Below are 15025 nucleotides of genomic sequence, written 5' to 3' on the forward strand. Positions count from 1 at the left end.
CGCGCGGGGCACCGTGGTCAGATCGGCGATCTTGTGCAGCCCGAGGCGCGCGAGCCCCTCGGCCACGTCTGGCGCGATCTGCAAGGCGCTGACCGGCATCGGGCCGAGCCGCGTCAGCAAGGCGCCTTCGGGGATCACCCCACCGCCCCGCCGCGCCAAGGCCCAGGCAGCGCCACGGGTCTCGGCAATGGCGCTTTTGGCCGAGATCCCTGCCCGCGCGAGGCGGGCCTCGAGATCGGCGATCATCTCTGTCTCGCCACCAAAGAGATGGGCCACCCCGGAGATATCGACGATCAACCCGTCGGCACCGTCCTTCGCAGCATGCGGTCCATAACGGCTGACCCAGCGGCGCAGTTCTTCAAGCGCCCTGTCCTCACGCAAAGGATCCGCCGGACGGGTGGAGAGCCCCGGACAAATTGCCCGCGCATCGGCGAGCGCCATGCCGCGATGCAACCCGGCGCGGCTGGCAGCTTGGTTCAGGCAATGCAACTGCTCCGCGTTCGACGCCCGCAGCGTCAACGCGAAAGGCCCCTCAAGGGGGCGGCGCCTCAGGCTGATGTCGCTCGCCAGCCTGGGGAAGCAGATGGAAAGCAGCCGTCTCGCCATTCCAACTCACATCATGGGTTCCAATTGTTCCCTTTTTGTTCTTAATAAGACTCCAGCGATGATGAGTCGAGTCGATGGTCCCGGCTACGGATCACATCTCCAGCGGGTCTGGGCGGCGTTGCTGCCCTTGCCCTTCAGATCAGCATGAGGCCTGTCGTTTCCCCGGCCTCGGCGGCCCGCTCGACCAGAATTTCCTCGATATCGCGGAAAGAGAGGGCAAAGCGGACCCAGAAAAGCGGCGCGCAGGATCAGCGAATTCGGAAATTGCGCACCCTTGAACACGACCAACCGGCCGCTTCTTGCCAACACTCTGGCAGCGGTGAGAGATTTTCAGAGCAATCGGAAATGGAAAATGTGAGACAGAACCAACCCCTTCGCGAGGTCGCGCAGGTCCATCCCCAAGCCATGCCGATCATCCTGACACGCCCCGAGGAATGGCGGGCCTGGCTGCCGTCCCCGCTGCGAGATCCTGCGCTGGAGGGTGCCCGTGAAGAAGTCGCATGAGAGCCGCCCAACGAGCGATCCCCTCGCCCTTGCCCCCGCCCGGGTCCATGAGGCCGCGGGCCCGGGCCGCTCTGCCTTTGCCCTTTTCCAGACAGCCCGCCATCCCGGGCCGCTCTTTTGGGTGCTGCCCCAGCACGAGGTGAGCCGCCCCCTGCCCCAAGGCTTGCCGGAGGGCGTCGCGGAACGGCTGCACCTTGTCGAGACCCGCAGCGAGACCGAACTGCTCTGGGCCACCGAGGAGGCGCTGCGCAGCCCTGCCAGCGGCTTCGTCATCGCCGAGCCCGGCAAGGCGCTGAACCTGACTGCCGGGCGGCGGCTGCAGCTGGCCGCAGAGGCCGGGCGCACAACCGGGCTTTTGCTGATCCGCGAGGGCCATGGCTGCAATGCCGCCGAGACCCGCTGGCAATGCGTTCCGCTGCCCGGCCCGGCGGACTCGGCTCGGCAGCACTGGAGGCTTACCAAGGACAAATCGGGAACTATTGGAGCATTGACCGTCGATTGGGACGGTATGTGCACATGATCGCGAGTGATCCTGACGCTCCGGAAGCCCCGGATGACCAAATTGGCCGGGCGAAGCCTTTTCAGGAAGTTTTTCTAGGATAACAACGAACGCTTGATTTTGCGTTGGTTCTCAGTTCTCTACTCGCGCGCCCCAAACCGGCTGCCGCGTTCTCAGCCCGTGGGTGACACTGCATTCGCTCAAGTAGCAATGCGGGGTGGCGATAAACCTCCGCTTCCATTCTTTTGGCCAAAACCTGCGCGATGGCTCGCAAGACCTTTCACCCCTTGGGCCGAGGCTGATGCGAAAGCAAAGTCTCTGGTTTCGCACGCGCGGCGGTAGCCCGCTTCGTCTGCATCCAATCACGCTATCGGCAGTGTCGCTGGATGGCTGTGGTCAGTCGCCATCTTTTTGGCCACCCGGCGTGATCGTCGACATCCTCGCGCCATGCTGATACGGCGCGATGACAGTAAAATGCGGCGAGAGGATCGGGCCGATTGCGTGCCACATGAGGAAATGCTGCGATGAGGGTGGATGCAGTGAAAGCGACTGCGCCAAAGCGAAGGTTGCGGAAAACGCCAGAGTTCGCAGAAGGTTCATCGGTGTATCCCTTCCTTGCCAAGACCTGAGACCGCGAGGTGGTCGAAACGCGAGCGACCGCCTCGCAATTGCTTTTCATCCGATCTTCGCGAGATTGAGCGCGGGCAGCGGCCCGCCCGGAAATTGAACGAGGCGACCGCCGACCGAGATCGGGCCGAGGTCGATCCCGAAGAAGCCCAGCCGGTCGATCATCGCGCCGATCTCGGCCTTCGATTCTGCCTCGTCACCCGAGTAGAAGAGCACCCGGCGTCCGCCATCGGATCGAGGATCTCCGGCAAGAAGATGCGGTGGCAGCTAGTTGAAGGCCTTTACCACCCGCGCGCCCGGCACCAGCCCGGTCAAGACCTCGGTGGAAAGACGGCCGTTCAACTCGGCCGGCTTGAACAGTGCGCCCTCGATCGGGTTGTTGGCGTCGATGACGATGCGGACCGCGAAATCGGGCAGACCGGACAGGGCGGCGGGCAGTTTCGACCAGCTGACTGCAACGAAAACGATGTCCTTCGCGGCTGCCTCCTCCCGGCTGCCGGCCTGGATCGTGGGGCCGATGGCGGCCCCAACCTCACTCAGGCTGTCCGGGCCCCGGCTATTCGATAGCGTGGCGCGGATATTGTTGCGGGCCAGCGCCGTGGCGAAGGCGCGGCCGATATTGCCTGTGCCGATGATGCCGATGCTTTTCATGGCTTTTCTCCTGAGATGGGTTGCATTTCAGGCGGTCAGGCCGCCATCGGCGACAATCTCGGCGCCGGTGACAAAGCCCGCGTCCGGGCTGGCCAGAAAGGCCACGACGCTCGCGATTTCGGTGGGTTGGCCGTAGCGGCCGATGGCCATGCCGGGGCCGACGATCTTGGCCACCGGCCCGTCTGACCGAGGGGCGTCCGATCTGTCGCGCAATCTCGCCCTAGCTGCGCGGCTCGCCTGCCGGGTGAAGTCACTGCCGGCCATGGCGAGCGGCGTCTGAAAGCGACCCGAGCGGGCGGCGAAGTAGTCGGCAAGCTCGGCTGCCGCCTGCGCGGAGGGCGGCAGGGTGCCGATCCCGATCCCCTCTTTCGACGCGGCCTGCAAGCGCGCAAGTTCCGCGGGCAGGCCCTTTCGATCCATGAACTCCAGCAGATGCAGGTGGCTGCGGCTGCTCTCGGCGATCATGTCCCCCAAAGGAGTCGGTATCCAGGTCGCCCGCAAGCGCCGCTCTGTCAGCAACTCCGCAGGAGCGCAGCCGAGAAGACGGGCAGCCGGCAGGAGACGCCCGTCGTGGAAACGCAGACAAAGGCCTGCCCGTCGAACCGATCGTCGCGGGCAAGCAGGGCGGCATAGAGGGTTTGGTGGTCAGGCAGATCGAACAACATGCGGAAGTTTTACTTCGACACAAAGGGCCGCGTCGCCGTTTTTCGGGCGTCTATTCTTTTTTTGCTGTGGTCCGAGTGCTGCAGCCGGAATGACGGGCCGCTTTGGCTGTCGCGCGATCGATTGGCGCGCTTGACCCAAGGTCCAAGGCCGCACGGGGGCGTTTTGGTGCCTCTTGGCCAAAGCGCCTGCCTGTTTGCGTCCTTCAGCCCAGAAGCCCCAAGGTTGATCACCGCCCCGGTTTTCGTCCCAAGGCGGGCGTGGTCAAAAGTCACACTCCCAACACCCGACGTGAGGCGAGGGCCAGTTTTGCGAAAAGCTCTTCGGGGATAGGCCGACGCAGCGAGAATGTGACACCGGTCTTGGTGGCCTTGAGACCGGCCGAGGCGATCTCGTCGATACAGGCCGCAACGGCACCCTTGCTCACATATAAGCCGCATTGCGTGCTGAAGACGGCATAGCCCGCGATGATGCGTTTTCCAAACCCGAACCCCGGCATATCGTAGAGGATAAGTTCCTCCGCGTCGGGCAGCGCATCGGCCAGACGCATACTCACCTGAACCAGCAGCGGCCGAAACTGCTCGGGGGCCGCCGCTATACACGCATCGTGGTTCGTGACCTTGGCCATATCCGAACATCCGCTGCCACGCGCCGCAGTGCAACGGCATAGGTGCCTTGGACGCGGCAATGGACCAGTTCTGCGGTCCGCCATGACCGTGCCGGTGAACTCGCTACGCCATGCGGCAGGGTCCGTCTCGGAAATCGCCGCCGCGCAGCGTCTGTCGCGCGTCACCCTGCTGCTTGCGATGGGACGCCGATGGGTCAGGTCACGAAGGGCATGATGTCCACGCTGTCGCCGGGAAAGACAGTGATATGGGGATGATCAAGAAACATCTGCGCGGCGGCCTGTGCAGTCTCGGCCTCGACCACGAGGAAGCCGCAAATCGTGTTGACAGCCCCGGCCATGCCCTTGATGGTGACGCGCGTCGTCTTCCCCACCATGCCGCCTCGATCAAGAATGGATGCCGCATTCCTTTCCTCCCAATCAGCCCAGTTTCGGACGCCGACCGTGTCGATCGCGTCTTGCTCGGCTTTGGGAAGGCTGCGGAACGAGGTCACGGCTTCGGGTTTCATCATGTAGATGGCGAGGAAGCGCGGCATGGAGTTGCTCCTTGGACTTTACCTTGGCCAGACTACGCCTTCACGGGGCGGAAATCATGCTCGATCCGGCCCGGACGCGGCGATCCTGACGCCTCGGCAAGTCGATGTGCGGCGCGATGAGGGAACCGGGCATTCACATCTGGGCCATGCCTTCAAGGACGGGCCGATACCGACAGGACTGCGCCGCATTTGCGGCTGCCTCATCGATGGGGTGCGTATGCCGCTGGCGCAGGCTGCATGCGCGCGCCGTTTCCGGATATCTGGCGCGAGGACCTTTTTGCCCGTTTCACGCGGGACGGCTCAGCCAACGGGCGAGCAGCCCGACCGACAGGCCCTGCACGATGATCGAGAAGACCACGACAAAATAGGTCGCGGCCAGAATTGTCGGTTTCCACGCGCTGTCTGGCAGTGACAATGCCAAGGCCACCGAGATGCCGCCCTTCAATCCGCCCCATGTCATGATCGGGATGACGTCGCGCTCCTGTGGCCTGACCCGTTGCAATAGAAGAACCGGCAAGGCCACCCCCACCAACCGCGCCAGCAGCGACAATCCGATCGCGAGCACGCTTGCCCGGATCATGTCGAGGTCGAGCGCAAGAGCAAAGACCTCGACCCCGATCAAGAGAAACAGCACCGCGTTCAGCATTTCGTCGACGATTTCCCAAAACTTGTCGAGATATTCCTGCGTGATCGCCCCCATCCCGAATTTCTTGCCGACATCGCCGATGAAGAGGCCCGCGACGACCGCCATGATGGGGCCCGACACCCCGAGCGCCACCGCCAACTCATAGCCCCCCAAGGCCAATCCGAGCGAGATCAGCACTTCCAGCACATAATCGTCGATGCGCCGGATCAGCAGGAATGTGAGCCATCCGAGCACCCCGCCCAAGATTGCTCCGCCTGCCGCTTCGCGCAGGAACAGCGTTGCGACCGCTTGCCAGCCTGCGGCGTGATGCTCGCCATGCAGGGGAAACGCCAATCCGACCAGAAGAAGGAATACGACATAGCCGACCCCGTCGTTGAAAAGGCTCTCGCCGGCGATCTGGATCTCGAGCGATTGGCGCAAATTGGCATCGCGCAGGACGCCCAGCACGGCCACCGGATCCGTGGGCGAGATCAACGCCCCAAAGACCATCGCCACGATCAGGGGAAACCCGGTGATCCATGCGAAGCCGTAACCGGCAATGACCGTCGAGGTCAGCACGCCCACAAGGGTGATCACGGCGACCGGCAGCGCTTGCGCGCGCAGCAGGTCCACCCGGACATGCAATGCACCGGCGAACAAAAGCAGCCCGAGCATCCAGTTCAGCAACGCCTCGGAAAACTCGATATTCAGCACCACGGCACGCACCGCATCTGCGATGCCTATGGCGGGGGCCAGCCAGTCGAGCGCAATCACCACGACCGATGCTGCAAGCGCAACGACGAGGATGCCGATCGACGCGGGCAATTTCAGATAGAAGTAGTTGACAGCGCCGAACGCGCCCGCCAGCACCACGAGCAGCGAGGTGATCTGCAGAATGGTCATCGGCTGCCCCTCGGATCGATCTCCGAAACATGGGCGCGCCCATCTGAAATGACAATCGCGAATTGGACCGCCAGTGTCGGCTCCGCAGATGAGCGACGCAGGATGATGGATTGTCAGGCACCATTTTGCATGTGCCGCTGCGATCAAACAGGCCGAGGCTGACCGTCGGAAATGGGCCGTTCTGCTGTCGAACGCAGACGCGGCAATGTGCTTATCCCCGTCAAGCCATTGCCGCGTGCCGGGCGCGTTACCGCGCCCATTCACCCTTGCGGAAGACCGCCACGCGGCTGCCATCGGCGCGGATGCCGTCGATATCGGTCTCCGGCCCGCCGATCATCCAGTCGACATGGATGATCGAGCTGTTGCCGCCCTGCGCCGCGATCTGCTCGGGCGACAGCGAGGCGCCGTCAAGGAAGCACTTGGAGTAGCATTGCCCCATCGCGATATGGCAGGCGGCATTCTCATCGAACAGCGTGTTGTAGAAGAGCAGTCCTGTCTGCGAGATCGGCGAACTGAAAGGAACCAGCGCGACCTCGCCCAGGCGGCGAGCGCCCTCGTCGCTGTCGATCATGTTGAGAAGCACGGTCTCGCCCTTGCCCGACCGCGCCTCGACGGCGCGGCCGGCCTCGAAGCGCATCTCGATATCCTCGATCAGCGCGCCGTTATAGGACAGGGGCTTGGTCGCGCGCACCGTGCCGCTGACGCGATGGGCATGGGGCGTGGTGAACACCTCTTCGGTCGGGATATTCGGGTTGCAGATCACGCCGTTCTGCGCGACGGAAGCGCCGCCATGCCATTCATGTCCATCGGCCAGCCCGACCATCAGATCGGTGCCCGGACCGGTAAAATGCAGCGCCTCGAAGCGCTCGTCGTTCAGCCAGGCCGAGCGCGCCCGCAAGGCGGCGTTATGCGTCGCCCAGGCCGCGACCGGATCGTCATTCGTCACGCGCGAGGCCGCGAAGATCGCCTCGGCCAGTTTCAGGACGGCCTCGTCTTCGGGCAGGTCCGGAAAGACCTGCCGGGCCCAGCCGACAGTCGGATAGGCGGCAATGGTCCAGTTGATCGCGAAATTCGCGATCTTCTCGAGCGCGGGCTTGTAGGCCAGCGAATTGGCCTTGTTGGCGCGCGAGATCTTGGCCGGATCTTCGGCGGCAAGCGCCATCGGATCGGCGCCGGCGATCGCCATGCGCGCCGCGCCGCCCTCGAAAGCCTGCGCCATGCCGCGGTAAAGCCAGTCCGGAGCACGCTCGAAGCTGGCATCCTGACCATGGCGGAAGCGGGCGCGGGCAATGTCATCATCCGACAAGAGCGGCGTCACGAGACCGGCCCCCGCACGATAGGCACTCGCCGCGATCTCGCGGACCAAGGGCAGCGCCTCGACCGGCGCGGTCAGCACCAGATCCTGGCCCGGCTGCAGATTGAGGCCGACCCGCACCGCAACATCGGCAAGCCGGGCAAGAAGGACGGGATCGGGGGCGCGGGCGGTCATGGTGGCTCCTTGGGCAGGCTGCCCGTCATGGCGGGCTGACTTGGCAACCTGCCGATAACCACGGCAAGATCAAGAGCGACGTCATGCGGGCAACGCCCGAGCGCCTTTCTCGGCGGCCCGCGCCCTGCGCCATGAAGGCCGGTCCAGAACGAAGGTGATCGGCCCGCAGCCAAGGTGGATGGCTCTGTTTCGGCGCATATCTGACTGGCGGATTCGCAGATTGCAGGGTTGCGGCAAACCCTGCGCGAGCGACGGCGTCTGCAAGGCCCGGACTTGCATCACCCTGCCAAACCGAGAAGCGACCAAATGCCGCGACCTATCACTTGGCGACCAGGCTATGCCGCGATGCGCCCATAACGCTGCGCGACCATCGGCATGCGGGCGGACGCGGTGAAAGATCACCGAAAGGCTCGGCAGTTCGCCTGCCAGTTCGTCCTGTCAACGCGAGCGATGGAATCGAGCGGTCGCTGCACCACTTGATGGTAGAAAGCGGGCGTCAATTTGGTGAGTTCCGTCATGAGGAGACACTTTGATGGCAACTGTGACATTCAACCCGTTCGTCGCCGTGGACTTTACCACTCTCGTGACCACACGCAGCATCCTCGACCGTGCGACTCTGACGAACTACGATTTCGACACGCCCGCCGGCACTGACATCGATACGGAGGGGACCGGCTTCACCCATGATGGGTCGCGCAATCTGACCGGGGGCACATTGACCCGGATCGACATCCATATCGGCGCCGACCAGCCCGCCCTCAATGGGGGCGACATCAACATTTCTGGTCTGAACATCACCTCGGCCACCGATCTGGGCGCGATGGACAATGGTGCCTTCAGCCTGTTCGGCGTGGCCTTGCAGGGAAATGACACGTTGTTGCTGGCTGGGGCGGCCGAGGTTTCGGAAGTGTAACCGAAGAGTTCAATCGTATCGCGGGCGACGCCTGGTCGATCGATCGCACCGGCACGGCCTCGATGACACTGAATGGCGGCGATGACCGACTGGATCTGGGCGGCAACACATCCGGTTCGTCATTCCTCGCGGTCGAAGTGGTGGACATGCTCAACGGCATCGTCAATGGCGGCAACGATACGCTTGGCAGCGACGATTCAGCCACCCCAGAGGTTTCGGGCGATGTGCGCAGCTATCGTGGCGGGACGCTGAACGGCGGGAACGACATCATCACGCTCGTGAATTCCGGTCGCGCGGGGGGACGTGATGTTCCTCAACGCGCCGATCCCGGCGGGCGTCTTCACGATCACCGGCGGCAATGACGAGATCACGGGCGGCGACGGGGACGACATCATCGGGGGCGACCATCTCCCGTGCCGATCGTGGTGCTGGTCAGCTTGCGGATGATCCTGCTCGAAGCTCGATCTTGATCCCCGGTTGCCCAATATTCGGGACGGCATTGGCTGCAGTCCGACCGGGTTCGGCTGGGTCCAGAAATGCCTATTTGGCGGGGTCCTGCTATTTCGGTGCCGGGGGCGAAGTGCGCCGCCGAGATCGAGACCGCCGCCGCCGCGATCCCGCGCGTGGGGGTAATCGGCTGACAAGAACTTTTGCCCAGTGCTATCATATCAATCCAGCCTCCAAATATACCGGACGTTCATCAATGAAACGCGACGAACTGGGTGATCTGATCGCCTTTCTGGCGGTTTGCGAAGAGCGCAGCTTCACCCGCGCCGCCGCGCGCCTTGGCACCTCGCAATCCGCGCTGAGCCATACGGTCAAGCGGCTGGAGGAACGCATGGCATTGCGGCTTCTGACGCGAACCACCCGCAATGTCGTGCCGACCGAGGCGGGTGAGAAGCTGGCCCAGACCCTGCGCCCGGCGCTGGATGACATCGAGGCGCGGCTCGATAGCCTGAACGCGCTTCGCGCCCGCCCCGCCGGGACCATCCGGATCACCGCAAGCCGCGACGCCGCACGCGAGATCCTGTTTCCGAAAACCCGCGAGCTGATGCTGGAATATCCCGATATCAATGTCGAGATCTCCGTCGATCAGCGCTTTGCCGATATCGTGAGCGAACGCTTCGATGCCGGGGTGCGCTTGGGCGAAAGCGTCGAGCGGGACATGATCGCCGTCCGGATCGGCCCGGATCTGCGCATGCTGGTGGTCGGCGCGCCCGACTATCTCGACCGTCATGGCCGCCCCGAAAGACCCGATGATCTCACCGGGCACAATTGCATCAACCTGCGCCTGCCAACGCTTGGCGGGCTCTATGCCTGGGAATTGGGCAAGGAGGATCGCGAGGTGAATGTCCGGGTCTCGGGCCAGTTCATCAGCAATGATCCCGACATGGACATCGACGCGGCCCTGGGCGGTCTGGGCCTTTGCTGCCTGCCTGACCGGCACCTTCAGCCCTGGATCGATCAAGGCAAGCTGGTCCCCGTGCTGGAGGATTGGTGCCCGGTCTTTCCGGGATACCATCTTTATTACCCGTCGCGGCTGCAGGCCTCTCCGGCGTTTTCGCTTCTGGTCAACAAGCTGCGCTGGCGCGGATGAGGCGAGAGTTTCCCTCTTGCGATACATCTCGGCCCACGTGCGCTCCAGGACATCGGCCAGCACCGATTGGGCAAGCGTGCGAAGATCGCGCGCCGAAGGGCGCTGCGATCCGGTCGACCTCCTGCCCTGCGTGCGGATATGGAAGGCCGGACACGCCAGCGCCCGTTTGAAAAAACTGGTTCATATGCGTGAGAACATCGTGACGGCCGTCCGGCCGAGCATCTCGGGCTCGCTGCATAGAGTACGGTCGGACAGCCCGCTTGCGCGGCAAGACGGGCGAAAAGTGCCACCTCTGCGCCCCTGCCCCGCACGATAAACCTGATCTGTGCCAGCACCGTCAGATGCAATCCCGGCCCGTCTGCCGCGATCCCCTCGCGACAAATGATGAGCCGCGCATTCTGCCGTCGCGACAGGCCGGCAAATGCGCGGCCATTCGGGCCCCGGACGGGGTTCGGCATAATCGGATATCGAGCCGGCCGCCACGATGCAGCTGGATGTCGGCAAAAAGTGCACCATGAGCGTTACGAAAGTTCTCGCTCCGACCCCGCGCCATCACCCGGGCCGCCAAACAAGATCCCGTCCGAGACAGCCCAGATTGCCGCAATGCACCGTTCCGTCGATGAGCTTCGCTGCTCCGTCCGGGCGATAGGACGCCCCCATATTGCCGGAGATGACCGCCATCGCGATGTCCGGATCAGGCGCATCAGCGCGCCATTTCCGGCATCGGTCAGCACCATGATGGCACCATCCGCGGCGATGTCGACATCCCCGAATGCGCGCCTCCCCCAAGCAGATAGCGCGGCCCATCGACAAGCCGAGTGGCGTCAAGATCGGACCGAACCAGCGCCAGCCCCTTCAACGCCGCGATCAGCGCGTCACCCTGCCCGTCCGCAAGCAACTTCCCCGGGTAGAAGGCCAGCCCGCTCGGGGCAATGACCGGCCCCGGGACGGTTCAGTCCGTCCGGCCGAACGCAACGTCACTTCGTTGAACGCTAGACGACCGGTCTATTCTTGTTATGCGGGCACGATGAAAAAGCAGACCAAGGCCGATATCACCCGAGAGCGGATCATGACCGCAGGACGTGACCTGGTTCTCAGGGACGGCTTTCTGGGCATGGGCCTTTCCAGGCTATTGGCTGTGAGCCATGTGCCGAAGGGGTCATTCTACCACTACTTTGCGTCAAAGGAGGCCTTCGGCTGTGCCCTGCTGACGCGGTATGTGGACGACTATCTGACGCGCCTCGATGAGGCATGTCTCAGCTGCGGCAATGCCCGCGAAAAGCTGGATGCGTTCTGGAACCTATGGCTCGCTGACAATCGGCTTGAGGCTCATGCCAGCAAATGCCTCGTCGTGAAACTTGGCGCGGAGGTGGCGGACCTTTCCGAAGACATGCGCCAGATCCTCGATAAGGGCGTCGCGCAACTGACGGGGCGGCTTGCCGCGTTGCTGCGCGAAGGCGGTGAAGATGGCTCCGTCCGACGTCTCGGCGATCCCGACGGCATGGCGCAGCTCATCTACGCTCAATGGCTGGGGGCGTCGATATTGGCCAAGCTTTCGCGCAGTGATGTTCCGCTGCGCGCGGCGATGGCGGATAGCGAGGTCCGCCTCGCTCCAACTGACAACACTTGAAAGAGAATAGAATGCGTGCAGCAATTCATAATCAATTTGGCGATCCTGCGGCCGTGATGGAATTTGCCGAGGTCCCCGCGCCGGTGGCGGCCAAAGGCGAAGTGCTGATCAGGACAATCCTGTCGCCGATCCACAACCATGACCTTTGGACGATCCGGGGCGAGTATGGCTACAAGCCCAGCCTTCCCGGTGCGATTGGCGGCACCGAGGCAGTCGGTATCGTCGAAGCCGTGGGTGAAGGTGTTGACAGCAGCCTCATCGGCGCCCGGATCGCCGTCGCTGCGGTCCACGGCACTTGGGCGGAACGCTTCGTCGCACCGGCCGCGACCATCGTGCCCTTGCCGGAAGGCATTCCGGACGAACTGGGCGCCCAGTTGATCGCCATGCCCTTCAGCGCAATCGCACTTCTAGAGTTCGTTCAGGCCGAGGCGGGCGATTGGGTCATTCAGACGGCAGCGAATGGCGCGGTCGGCAAGATCATGGTGAGCCTCGCGAAGGAGCGTGGGCTCAAGCTCTTGAACCTGGTCCGCAGGAAGGCGGCGGCAGAGGAACTGACGGCGCTTGGCGTCGAAAACGTCCTGTCCACCGACGAACCGGGATGGAAGGAAAAGGCCCGCGAGATCATCGGGGAAAAGGGTGCCGTCACCGCCATCGATTCCGTCGGAGGCGCGATTGCGCTGGATCTGACCGATCTTCTTGGGCGGAACGGTGAATTGATCAGCTTTGGGACCTCGACAGGGGAATTGCTGCAGCTCTCGACCCATGAACTGATCACCAAACATCTGAAAATCAGGGGTTTCTGGGCCGCGCTCATTTTCGAGGAGATGAGCGCCGAAACCCAGATCCGTCTGTTGACGGAACTGGTGACCCTCGCTGCAAAAGGCGCGTTGCGGCTCGAGACCGGTGGCATATATCCCTTGGAACAGGTGCGCGAGGCCATGATGGCCGCCCAGACCAGCGGCCGCGCCGGGAAGATCATGCTTCGTCCCTGACGACGCCATTGCATCAGGTCTGGCGGGGATCGCCCGGTTCCCGCCGAAGGATGCATTTCAGACCCATACCCGCTTGCGCAGCCTCTGCTTCGATGCCGCCGCGTATTGCAGCGACCGGACCACTCGCACCTTCCTGGGCGAGGTCGTTCCGCGGACGGCGGCGCGATCGTTCACCCTTTGATCGGCTTCCAATGCCGGTCACAACCTCAAGGAGCCTATCGGATGTCCGCCTATTTCATCATCAGCTACGACATCGTCGATTTCGAGGAGTTCCAGAATTACCCGCCGAAGGTCTGGGATCTGCTTCAGCGTCACGGGGGCGAGCTGCTGGCCTCGGACATGGAGGCGCAGGCCATCGAAGGGGATCGCAAGATGATGCATGCCATCATCCGCTTCCCGAGCCGGGAACAGGCCCTCGCCTGCTTCAACAGCGACGAATACCAGAACCAGATCATGCAGCATCGCCACAATTCGACCACCGACGCGCGGGTCGTTCTGGTTCAGGGGTTCGATCCCGAAACGGTGGCATGAGGACTGCTTGAAAGAGGGTGTTTTTGCAGCACCCGCTTTCCGCATCCCGCGACTGCGAAAAAGCAGTCGGCCGTCAGGTTGCTTGCGCCTGTCTGGGTCACGTCCGTCAAGCTGGTGTAAATTCCCTGATGGCCTGAGGGCATGATCAGGCGGCTTTTGTGGTTATGCTGAGAATGGGGTCGATTTCCTCCTTGTCGATCTGGGCGAAGGCCTCGACCATCATGTAGCGGCTCGAGGTCTGCCATTCGTCGTTGGCTTCGAACAGCACGGCACCGATCAGGCGCATGATAGATGCCTCGTTCGGGAAGATCCCGACGACATCGGCGCGCCGCTTCACCTCCTTGTTCAGGCGTTCGATGGGGTTCGTGGAGTGTAGCTTGGTGCGGTGCTGTCGCGGGAAGGACATATAGGCCAGCACGTCATGCTCGCTCCTCGCCATGGTCACTCGAACCCGTGGCGTTCTCATGGCTCGATCCATGAGATCGGCCAGCTTCGGCCAACGCGGGCGCAGCTGTTCGGACACCTTGCGCCAGGTTTCGCCCGCATGGGCGCGGTCGGGCTGGTCGAAGGCCTGCCGGATCGCGGCGGCAACGACGGTGTGCTGGCCGCGCGAGACATGCGCGAGGGCGTTCCTGATGCAGTGAACGCGGCACCGCTGCCATGTGGCCTCAAACACGCGGGCGATGGCGGCCTTGAGGCCGGTATGGGCATCACTGATCACCAGCCTGACCCCGCCAAGGCCTCGGGCACGCAATGAGCGCAAGAACTCAGTCCAGAACGTCTCGGCTTCGGACGGGCCGATCGCCAGACCAATGATTTCGCGGCGGCCCTCGGTGTTCGCGGCCACGGCGATTATCGCCGCGACCGGCACGATCCGGCCACCCTGGCGCACCTTGAGGTAGGTGGCGTCCAGCCAGAGTGAGCCATCGACGGCGCCATCGGTCCGAGCCCGATGGCGAACGGGCCATTCGCCGGTCAATGGGTGGTTCAAGAACTCGCCGACGCGCTCGTCATTCGCCGGGAAAACGATCCCCCGGATCGTTTTCTGGCCTGGCTCATTCCTTGCACAGCTTCGAGACGGTGCTCTTCGAGATGCCGCTCAGCCCCACCGCCTGCACCAGTTCGTCGACGCGACGGGTGGAGACGCCGCCGATCCAGGCCTCCTGTATGACGGCGACCAAGGCCTGCTCCGATGTCTTGCGGGCCTCAAGGAAGCCCGGAAAGTAGCTGCCCTGCCGCAACTTCGGCACCCGCAGGTTCAGCGTGCCCAAACGGGTATCGAGAGCGCGCTCTCGATACCCGTTGCCCAAGTCGTGCGTTCGCCGCTGCGCTCATGGCGGCCAGCGCCGATGATGCCTTCCACATCATTCTTCACTACGATCGATCCACTGGATCGATCGCTTCACGCTCGAATTCCATGATCAGTTGCAGCACCGCTTCGGCAATGCCGCGCAGGAAGTCATCCTGATCGTGCTTGGCCAGAAGCTCGGACAGGTCCATGTTCGTCTTGGTCATCGGGGTCTCCGTAAGGTCCGTGGTTGAAGTCGCCAAACTCCACCCCGAACATACACCTCGATGGCCACCTGGGATCACACCGCCGATGGCCGCGAAATTACACCAGCTCCTCGGACGCT

19 protein-coding genes and 1 pseudogene are annotated in these 15025 nt (G+C 63.3%); 8 read left to right on the top strand and 12 right to left on the bottom strand.

Translation table 11 applies throughout. The features are described 5' to 3' along the window. Window positions 1-606: Y-family DNA polymerase (locus ESZ60_RS17605; protein ID WP_134682031.1), on the bottom strand; the 606-nt coding region annotated here is incomplete at its 3' end. A gap of 345 nt (window positions 607-951) precedes the next feature. On the opposite strand from ESZ60_RS17605, the gene ESZ60_RS20880 reads away from it, so the two are divergent. Then, window positions 952-1110 carry a hypothetical protein gene (locus ESZ60_RS20880; protein WP_167620215.1) on the top strand — a complete coding sequence of 53 codons (159 nt, stop codon included), beginning with the start codon at window positions 952-954 and terminating at the stop codon, window positions 1108-1110. Continuing rightward, window positions 1094-1630, top strand: coding sequence for an ImuA family protein (locus ESZ60_RS17610; protein ID WP_134682032.1), 537 nt, complete (start codon window positions 1094-1096; stop codon window positions 1628-1630). Before ESZ60_RS20880 ends, ESZ60_RS17610 begins: the two co-directional genes overlap by 17 nt. Window positions 1631-2005: 375 nt before the next feature. Here the strand turns inward: ESZ60_RS17610 and ESZ60_RS17615 are convergent, their stop codons facing one another. From ESZ60_RS17615 to ESZ60_RS17650, 9 genes are all read right to left on the bottom strand, one after another. Next, window positions 2006-2209: a hypothetical protein gene (locus tag ESZ60_RS17615; protein WP_134682033.1), complete on the bottom strand. Its 204-nt coding sequence runs from the start codon at window positions 2207-2209 to the stop codon at window positions 2006-2008. Between the two features lie 75 nt (window positions 2210-2284). Beyond that, window positions 2285-2452, bottom strand: coding sequence for an NAD(P)-binding domain-containing protein (locus ESZ60_RS21130; protein ID WP_209021348.1), 168 nt, complete (start codon window positions 2450-2452; stop codon window positions 2285-2287). Between the two features lie 51 nt (window positions 2453-2503). Then, window positions 2504-2887: an NAD(P)-binding domain-containing protein gene (locus ESZ60_RS21135; protein WP_209021349.1), complete on the bottom strand. Its 384-nt coding sequence runs from the start codon at window positions 2885-2887 to the stop codon at window positions 2504-2506. A gap of 27 nt (window positions 2888-2914) precedes the next feature. Further along, window positions 2915-3352 (bottom strand): SDR family oxidoreductase, encoded by a 438-nt coding sequence (locus ESZ60_RS21415; protein WP_245155757.1) that lies wholly within the window; start codon window positions 3350-3352, stop codon window positions 2915-2917. Between the two features lie 47 nt (window positions 3353-3399). After that, window positions 3400-3552 (bottom strand): Ada metal-binding domain-containing protein, encoded by a 153-nt coding sequence (locus tag ESZ60_RS21420; protein ID WP_245155758.1) that lies wholly within the window; start codon window positions 3550-3552, stop codon window positions 3400-3402. Window positions 3553-3821: 269 nt separating this feature from the next. Continuing rightward, window positions 3822-4178: an iron chaperone gene (locus ESZ60_RS17635; protein WP_134682035.1), complete on the bottom strand. Its 357-nt coding sequence runs from the start codon at window positions 4176-4178 to the stop codon at window positions 3822-3824. 194 nt (window positions 4179-4372) lie between these two features. After that, complete coding sequence (locus tag ESZ60_RS17640; protein ID WP_167620216.1) at window positions 4373-4711, bottom strand: hypothetical protein; 339 nt, start codon at window positions 4709-4711, stop codon at window positions 4373-4375. A gap of 286 nt (window positions 4712-4997) precedes the next feature. Next, window positions 4998-6239 carry a cation:proton antiporter gene (locus tag ESZ60_RS17645; protein ID WP_134682036.1) on the bottom strand — a complete coding sequence of 414 codons (1242 nt, stop codon included), beginning with the start codon at window positions 6237-6239 and terminating at the stop codon, window positions 4998-5000. 247 nt (window positions 6240-6486) lie between these two features. Then, the gene (locus ESZ60_RS17650) at window positions 6487-7728 is read right to left on the bottom strand and encodes an aminopeptidase (protein ID WP_134682037.1); all 1242 of its coding nucleotides are present in this window, start codon (window positions 7726-7728) and stop codon (window positions 6487-6489) included. A 532-nt stretch (window positions 7729-8260) separates the two neighbouring features. Here ESZ60_RS17650 and ESZ60_RS17655 point away from each other — a divergent pair. From ESZ60_RS17655 to ESZ60_RS17665, 3 genes are all read left to right on the top strand, one after another. Next, the gene (locus ESZ60_RS17655; RefSeq protein WP_134682038.1) at window positions 8261-8641 is read left to right on the top strand and encodes a hypothetical protein; all 381 of its coding nucleotides are present in this window, start codon (window positions 8261-8263) and stop codon (window positions 8639-8641) included. Between the two features lie 62 nt (window positions 8642-8703). After that, window positions 8704-9003 (top strand): hypothetical protein, encoded by a 300-nt coding sequence (locus ESZ60_RS17660; RefSeq protein WP_134682039.1) that lies wholly within the window; start codon window positions 8704-8706, stop codon window positions 9001-9003. A 341-nt stretch (window positions 9004-9344) separates the two neighbouring features. Then, entirely contained in the window at window positions 9345-10238 is an 894-nt protein-coding gene (locus ESZ60_RS17665) for a LysR family transcriptional regulator (protein ID WP_134682040.1), read from the top strand. Between the two features lie 727 nt (window positions 10239-10965). On the opposite strand, the gene ESZ60_RS21895 is transcribed toward ESZ60_RS17665, so the two are convergent. Then, window positions 10966-11136, bottom strand: coding sequence for a hypothetical protein (locus ESZ60_RS21895; RefSeq protein WP_425331329.1), 171 nt, complete (start codon window positions 11134-11136; stop codon window positions 10966-10968). Window positions 11137-11307: 171 nt separating this feature from the next. Here ESZ60_RS21895 and ESZ60_RS17675 point away from each other — a divergent pair, with 171 nt between their 5' ends. From ESZ60_RS17675 to ESZ60_RS17685, 3 genes are all read left to right on the top strand, one after another. Further along, on the top strand, window positions 11308-11868 hold the full coding sequence (locus tag ESZ60_RS17675; protein WP_425331330.1) for a TetR/AcrR family transcriptional regulator: 561 nt from the start codon (window positions 11308-11310) through the stop codon (window positions 11866-11868). An 11-nt stretch (window positions 11869-11879) separates the two neighbouring features. Next, a complete protein-coding gene (locus tag ESZ60_RS17680; protein WP_134682041.1) occupies window positions 11880-12860 on the top strand; it encodes a zinc-binding dehydrogenase in 981 nt (326 codons plus the stop codon). A gap of 222 nt (window positions 12861-13082) precedes the next feature. Continuing rightward, the gene (locus ESZ60_RS17685; protein ID WP_134682042.1) at window positions 13083-13391 is read left to right on the top strand and encodes a DUF1330 domain-containing protein; all 309 of its coding nucleotides are present in this window, start codon (window positions 13083-13085) and stop codon (window positions 13389-13391) included. Between the two features lie 145 nt (window positions 13392-13536). Here the strand turns inward: ESZ60_RS17685 and ESZ60_RS17690 are convergent. Continuing rightward, window positions 13537-14906 (bottom strand): annotated as a pseudogene (locus ESZ60_RS17690) (IS256 family transposase). Window positions 14907-15025: the final 119 nt, after the last annotated feature.

Origin of the sequence: Paracoccus ravus (assembly GCF_004522175.1) — a bacterium.
In the GTDB taxonomy this organism is placed as follows: Bacteria; Pseudomonadota; Alphaproteobacteria; order Rhodobacterales; family Rhodobacteraceae; genus Paracoccus; species Paracoccus ravus.

What these genes read in the sequence shown, in the direction of transcription:
- ESZ60_RS20880 (WP_167620215.1), top strand. Translation starts at nt 952, where the DNA reads ATGGAAAATGTGAGACAGAACCAACCCCTTCGCGAGGTCGCGCAGGTC.
- ESZ60_RS17615 (WP_134682033.1), bottom strand. Translation starts at nt 2,209, where the DNA reads ATGAACCTTCTGCGAACTCTGGCGTTTTCCGCAACCTTCGCTTTGGCG.
- ESZ60_RS21135 (WP_209021349.1), bottom strand. Translation starts at nt 2,887, where the DNA reads ATGAAAAGCATCGGCATCATCGGCACAGGCAATATCGGCCGCGCCTTC.
- ESZ60_RS21415 (WP_245155757.1), bottom strand. Translation starts at nt 3,352, where the DNA reads ATGATCGCCGAGAGCAGCCGCAGCCACCTGCATCTGCTGGAGTTCATG.
- ESZ60_RS21420 (WP_245155758.1), bottom strand. Translation starts at nt 3,552, where the DNA reads ATGTTGTTCGATCTGCCTGACCACCAAACCCTCTATGCCGCCCTGCTT.
- ESZ60_RS17635 (WP_134682035.1), bottom strand. Translation starts at nt 4,178, where the DNA reads ATGGCCAAGGTCACGAACCACGATGCGTGTATAGCGGCGGCCCCCGAG.
- ESZ60_RS17640 (WP_167620216.1), bottom strand. Translation starts at nt 4,711, where the DNA reads ATGCCGCGCTTCCTCGCCATCTACATGATGAAACCCGAAGCCGTGACC.
- ESZ60_RS17645 (WP_134682036.1), bottom strand. Translation starts at nt 6,239, where the DNA reads ATGACCATTCTGCAGATCACCTCGCTGCTCGTGGTGCTGGCGGGCGCG.
- ESZ60_RS17650 (WP_134682037.1), bottom strand. Translation starts at nt 7,728, where the DNA reads ATGACCGCCCGCGCCCCCGATCCCGTCCTTCTTGCCCGGCTTGCCGAT.
- ESZ60_RS17655 (WP_134682038.1), top strand. Translation starts at nt 8,261, where the DNA reads ATGGCAACTGTGACATTCAACCCGTTCGTCGCCGTGGACTTTACCACT.
- ESZ60_RS17660 (WP_134682039.1), top strand. Translation starts at nt 8,704, where the DNA reads ATGACACTGAATGGCGGCGATGACCGACTGGATCTGGGCGGCAACACA.
- ESZ60_RS17665 (WP_134682040.1), top strand. Translation starts at nt 9,345, where the DNA reads ATGAAACGCGACGAACTGGGTGATCTGATCGCCTTTCTGGCGGTTTGC.
- ESZ60_RS17675 (WP_425331330.1), top strand. Translation starts at nt 11,308, where the DNA reads ATGACCGCAGGACGTGACCTGGTTCTCAGGGACGGCTTTCTGGGCATG.
- ESZ60_RS17680 (WP_134682041.1), top strand. Translation starts at nt 11,880, where the DNA reads ATGCGTGCAGCAATTCATAATCAATTTGGCGATCCTGCGGCCGTGATG.
- ESZ60_RS17685 (WP_134682042.1), top strand. Translation starts at nt 13,083, where the DNA reads ATGTCCGCCTATTTCATCATCAGCTACGACATCGTCGATTTCGAGGAG.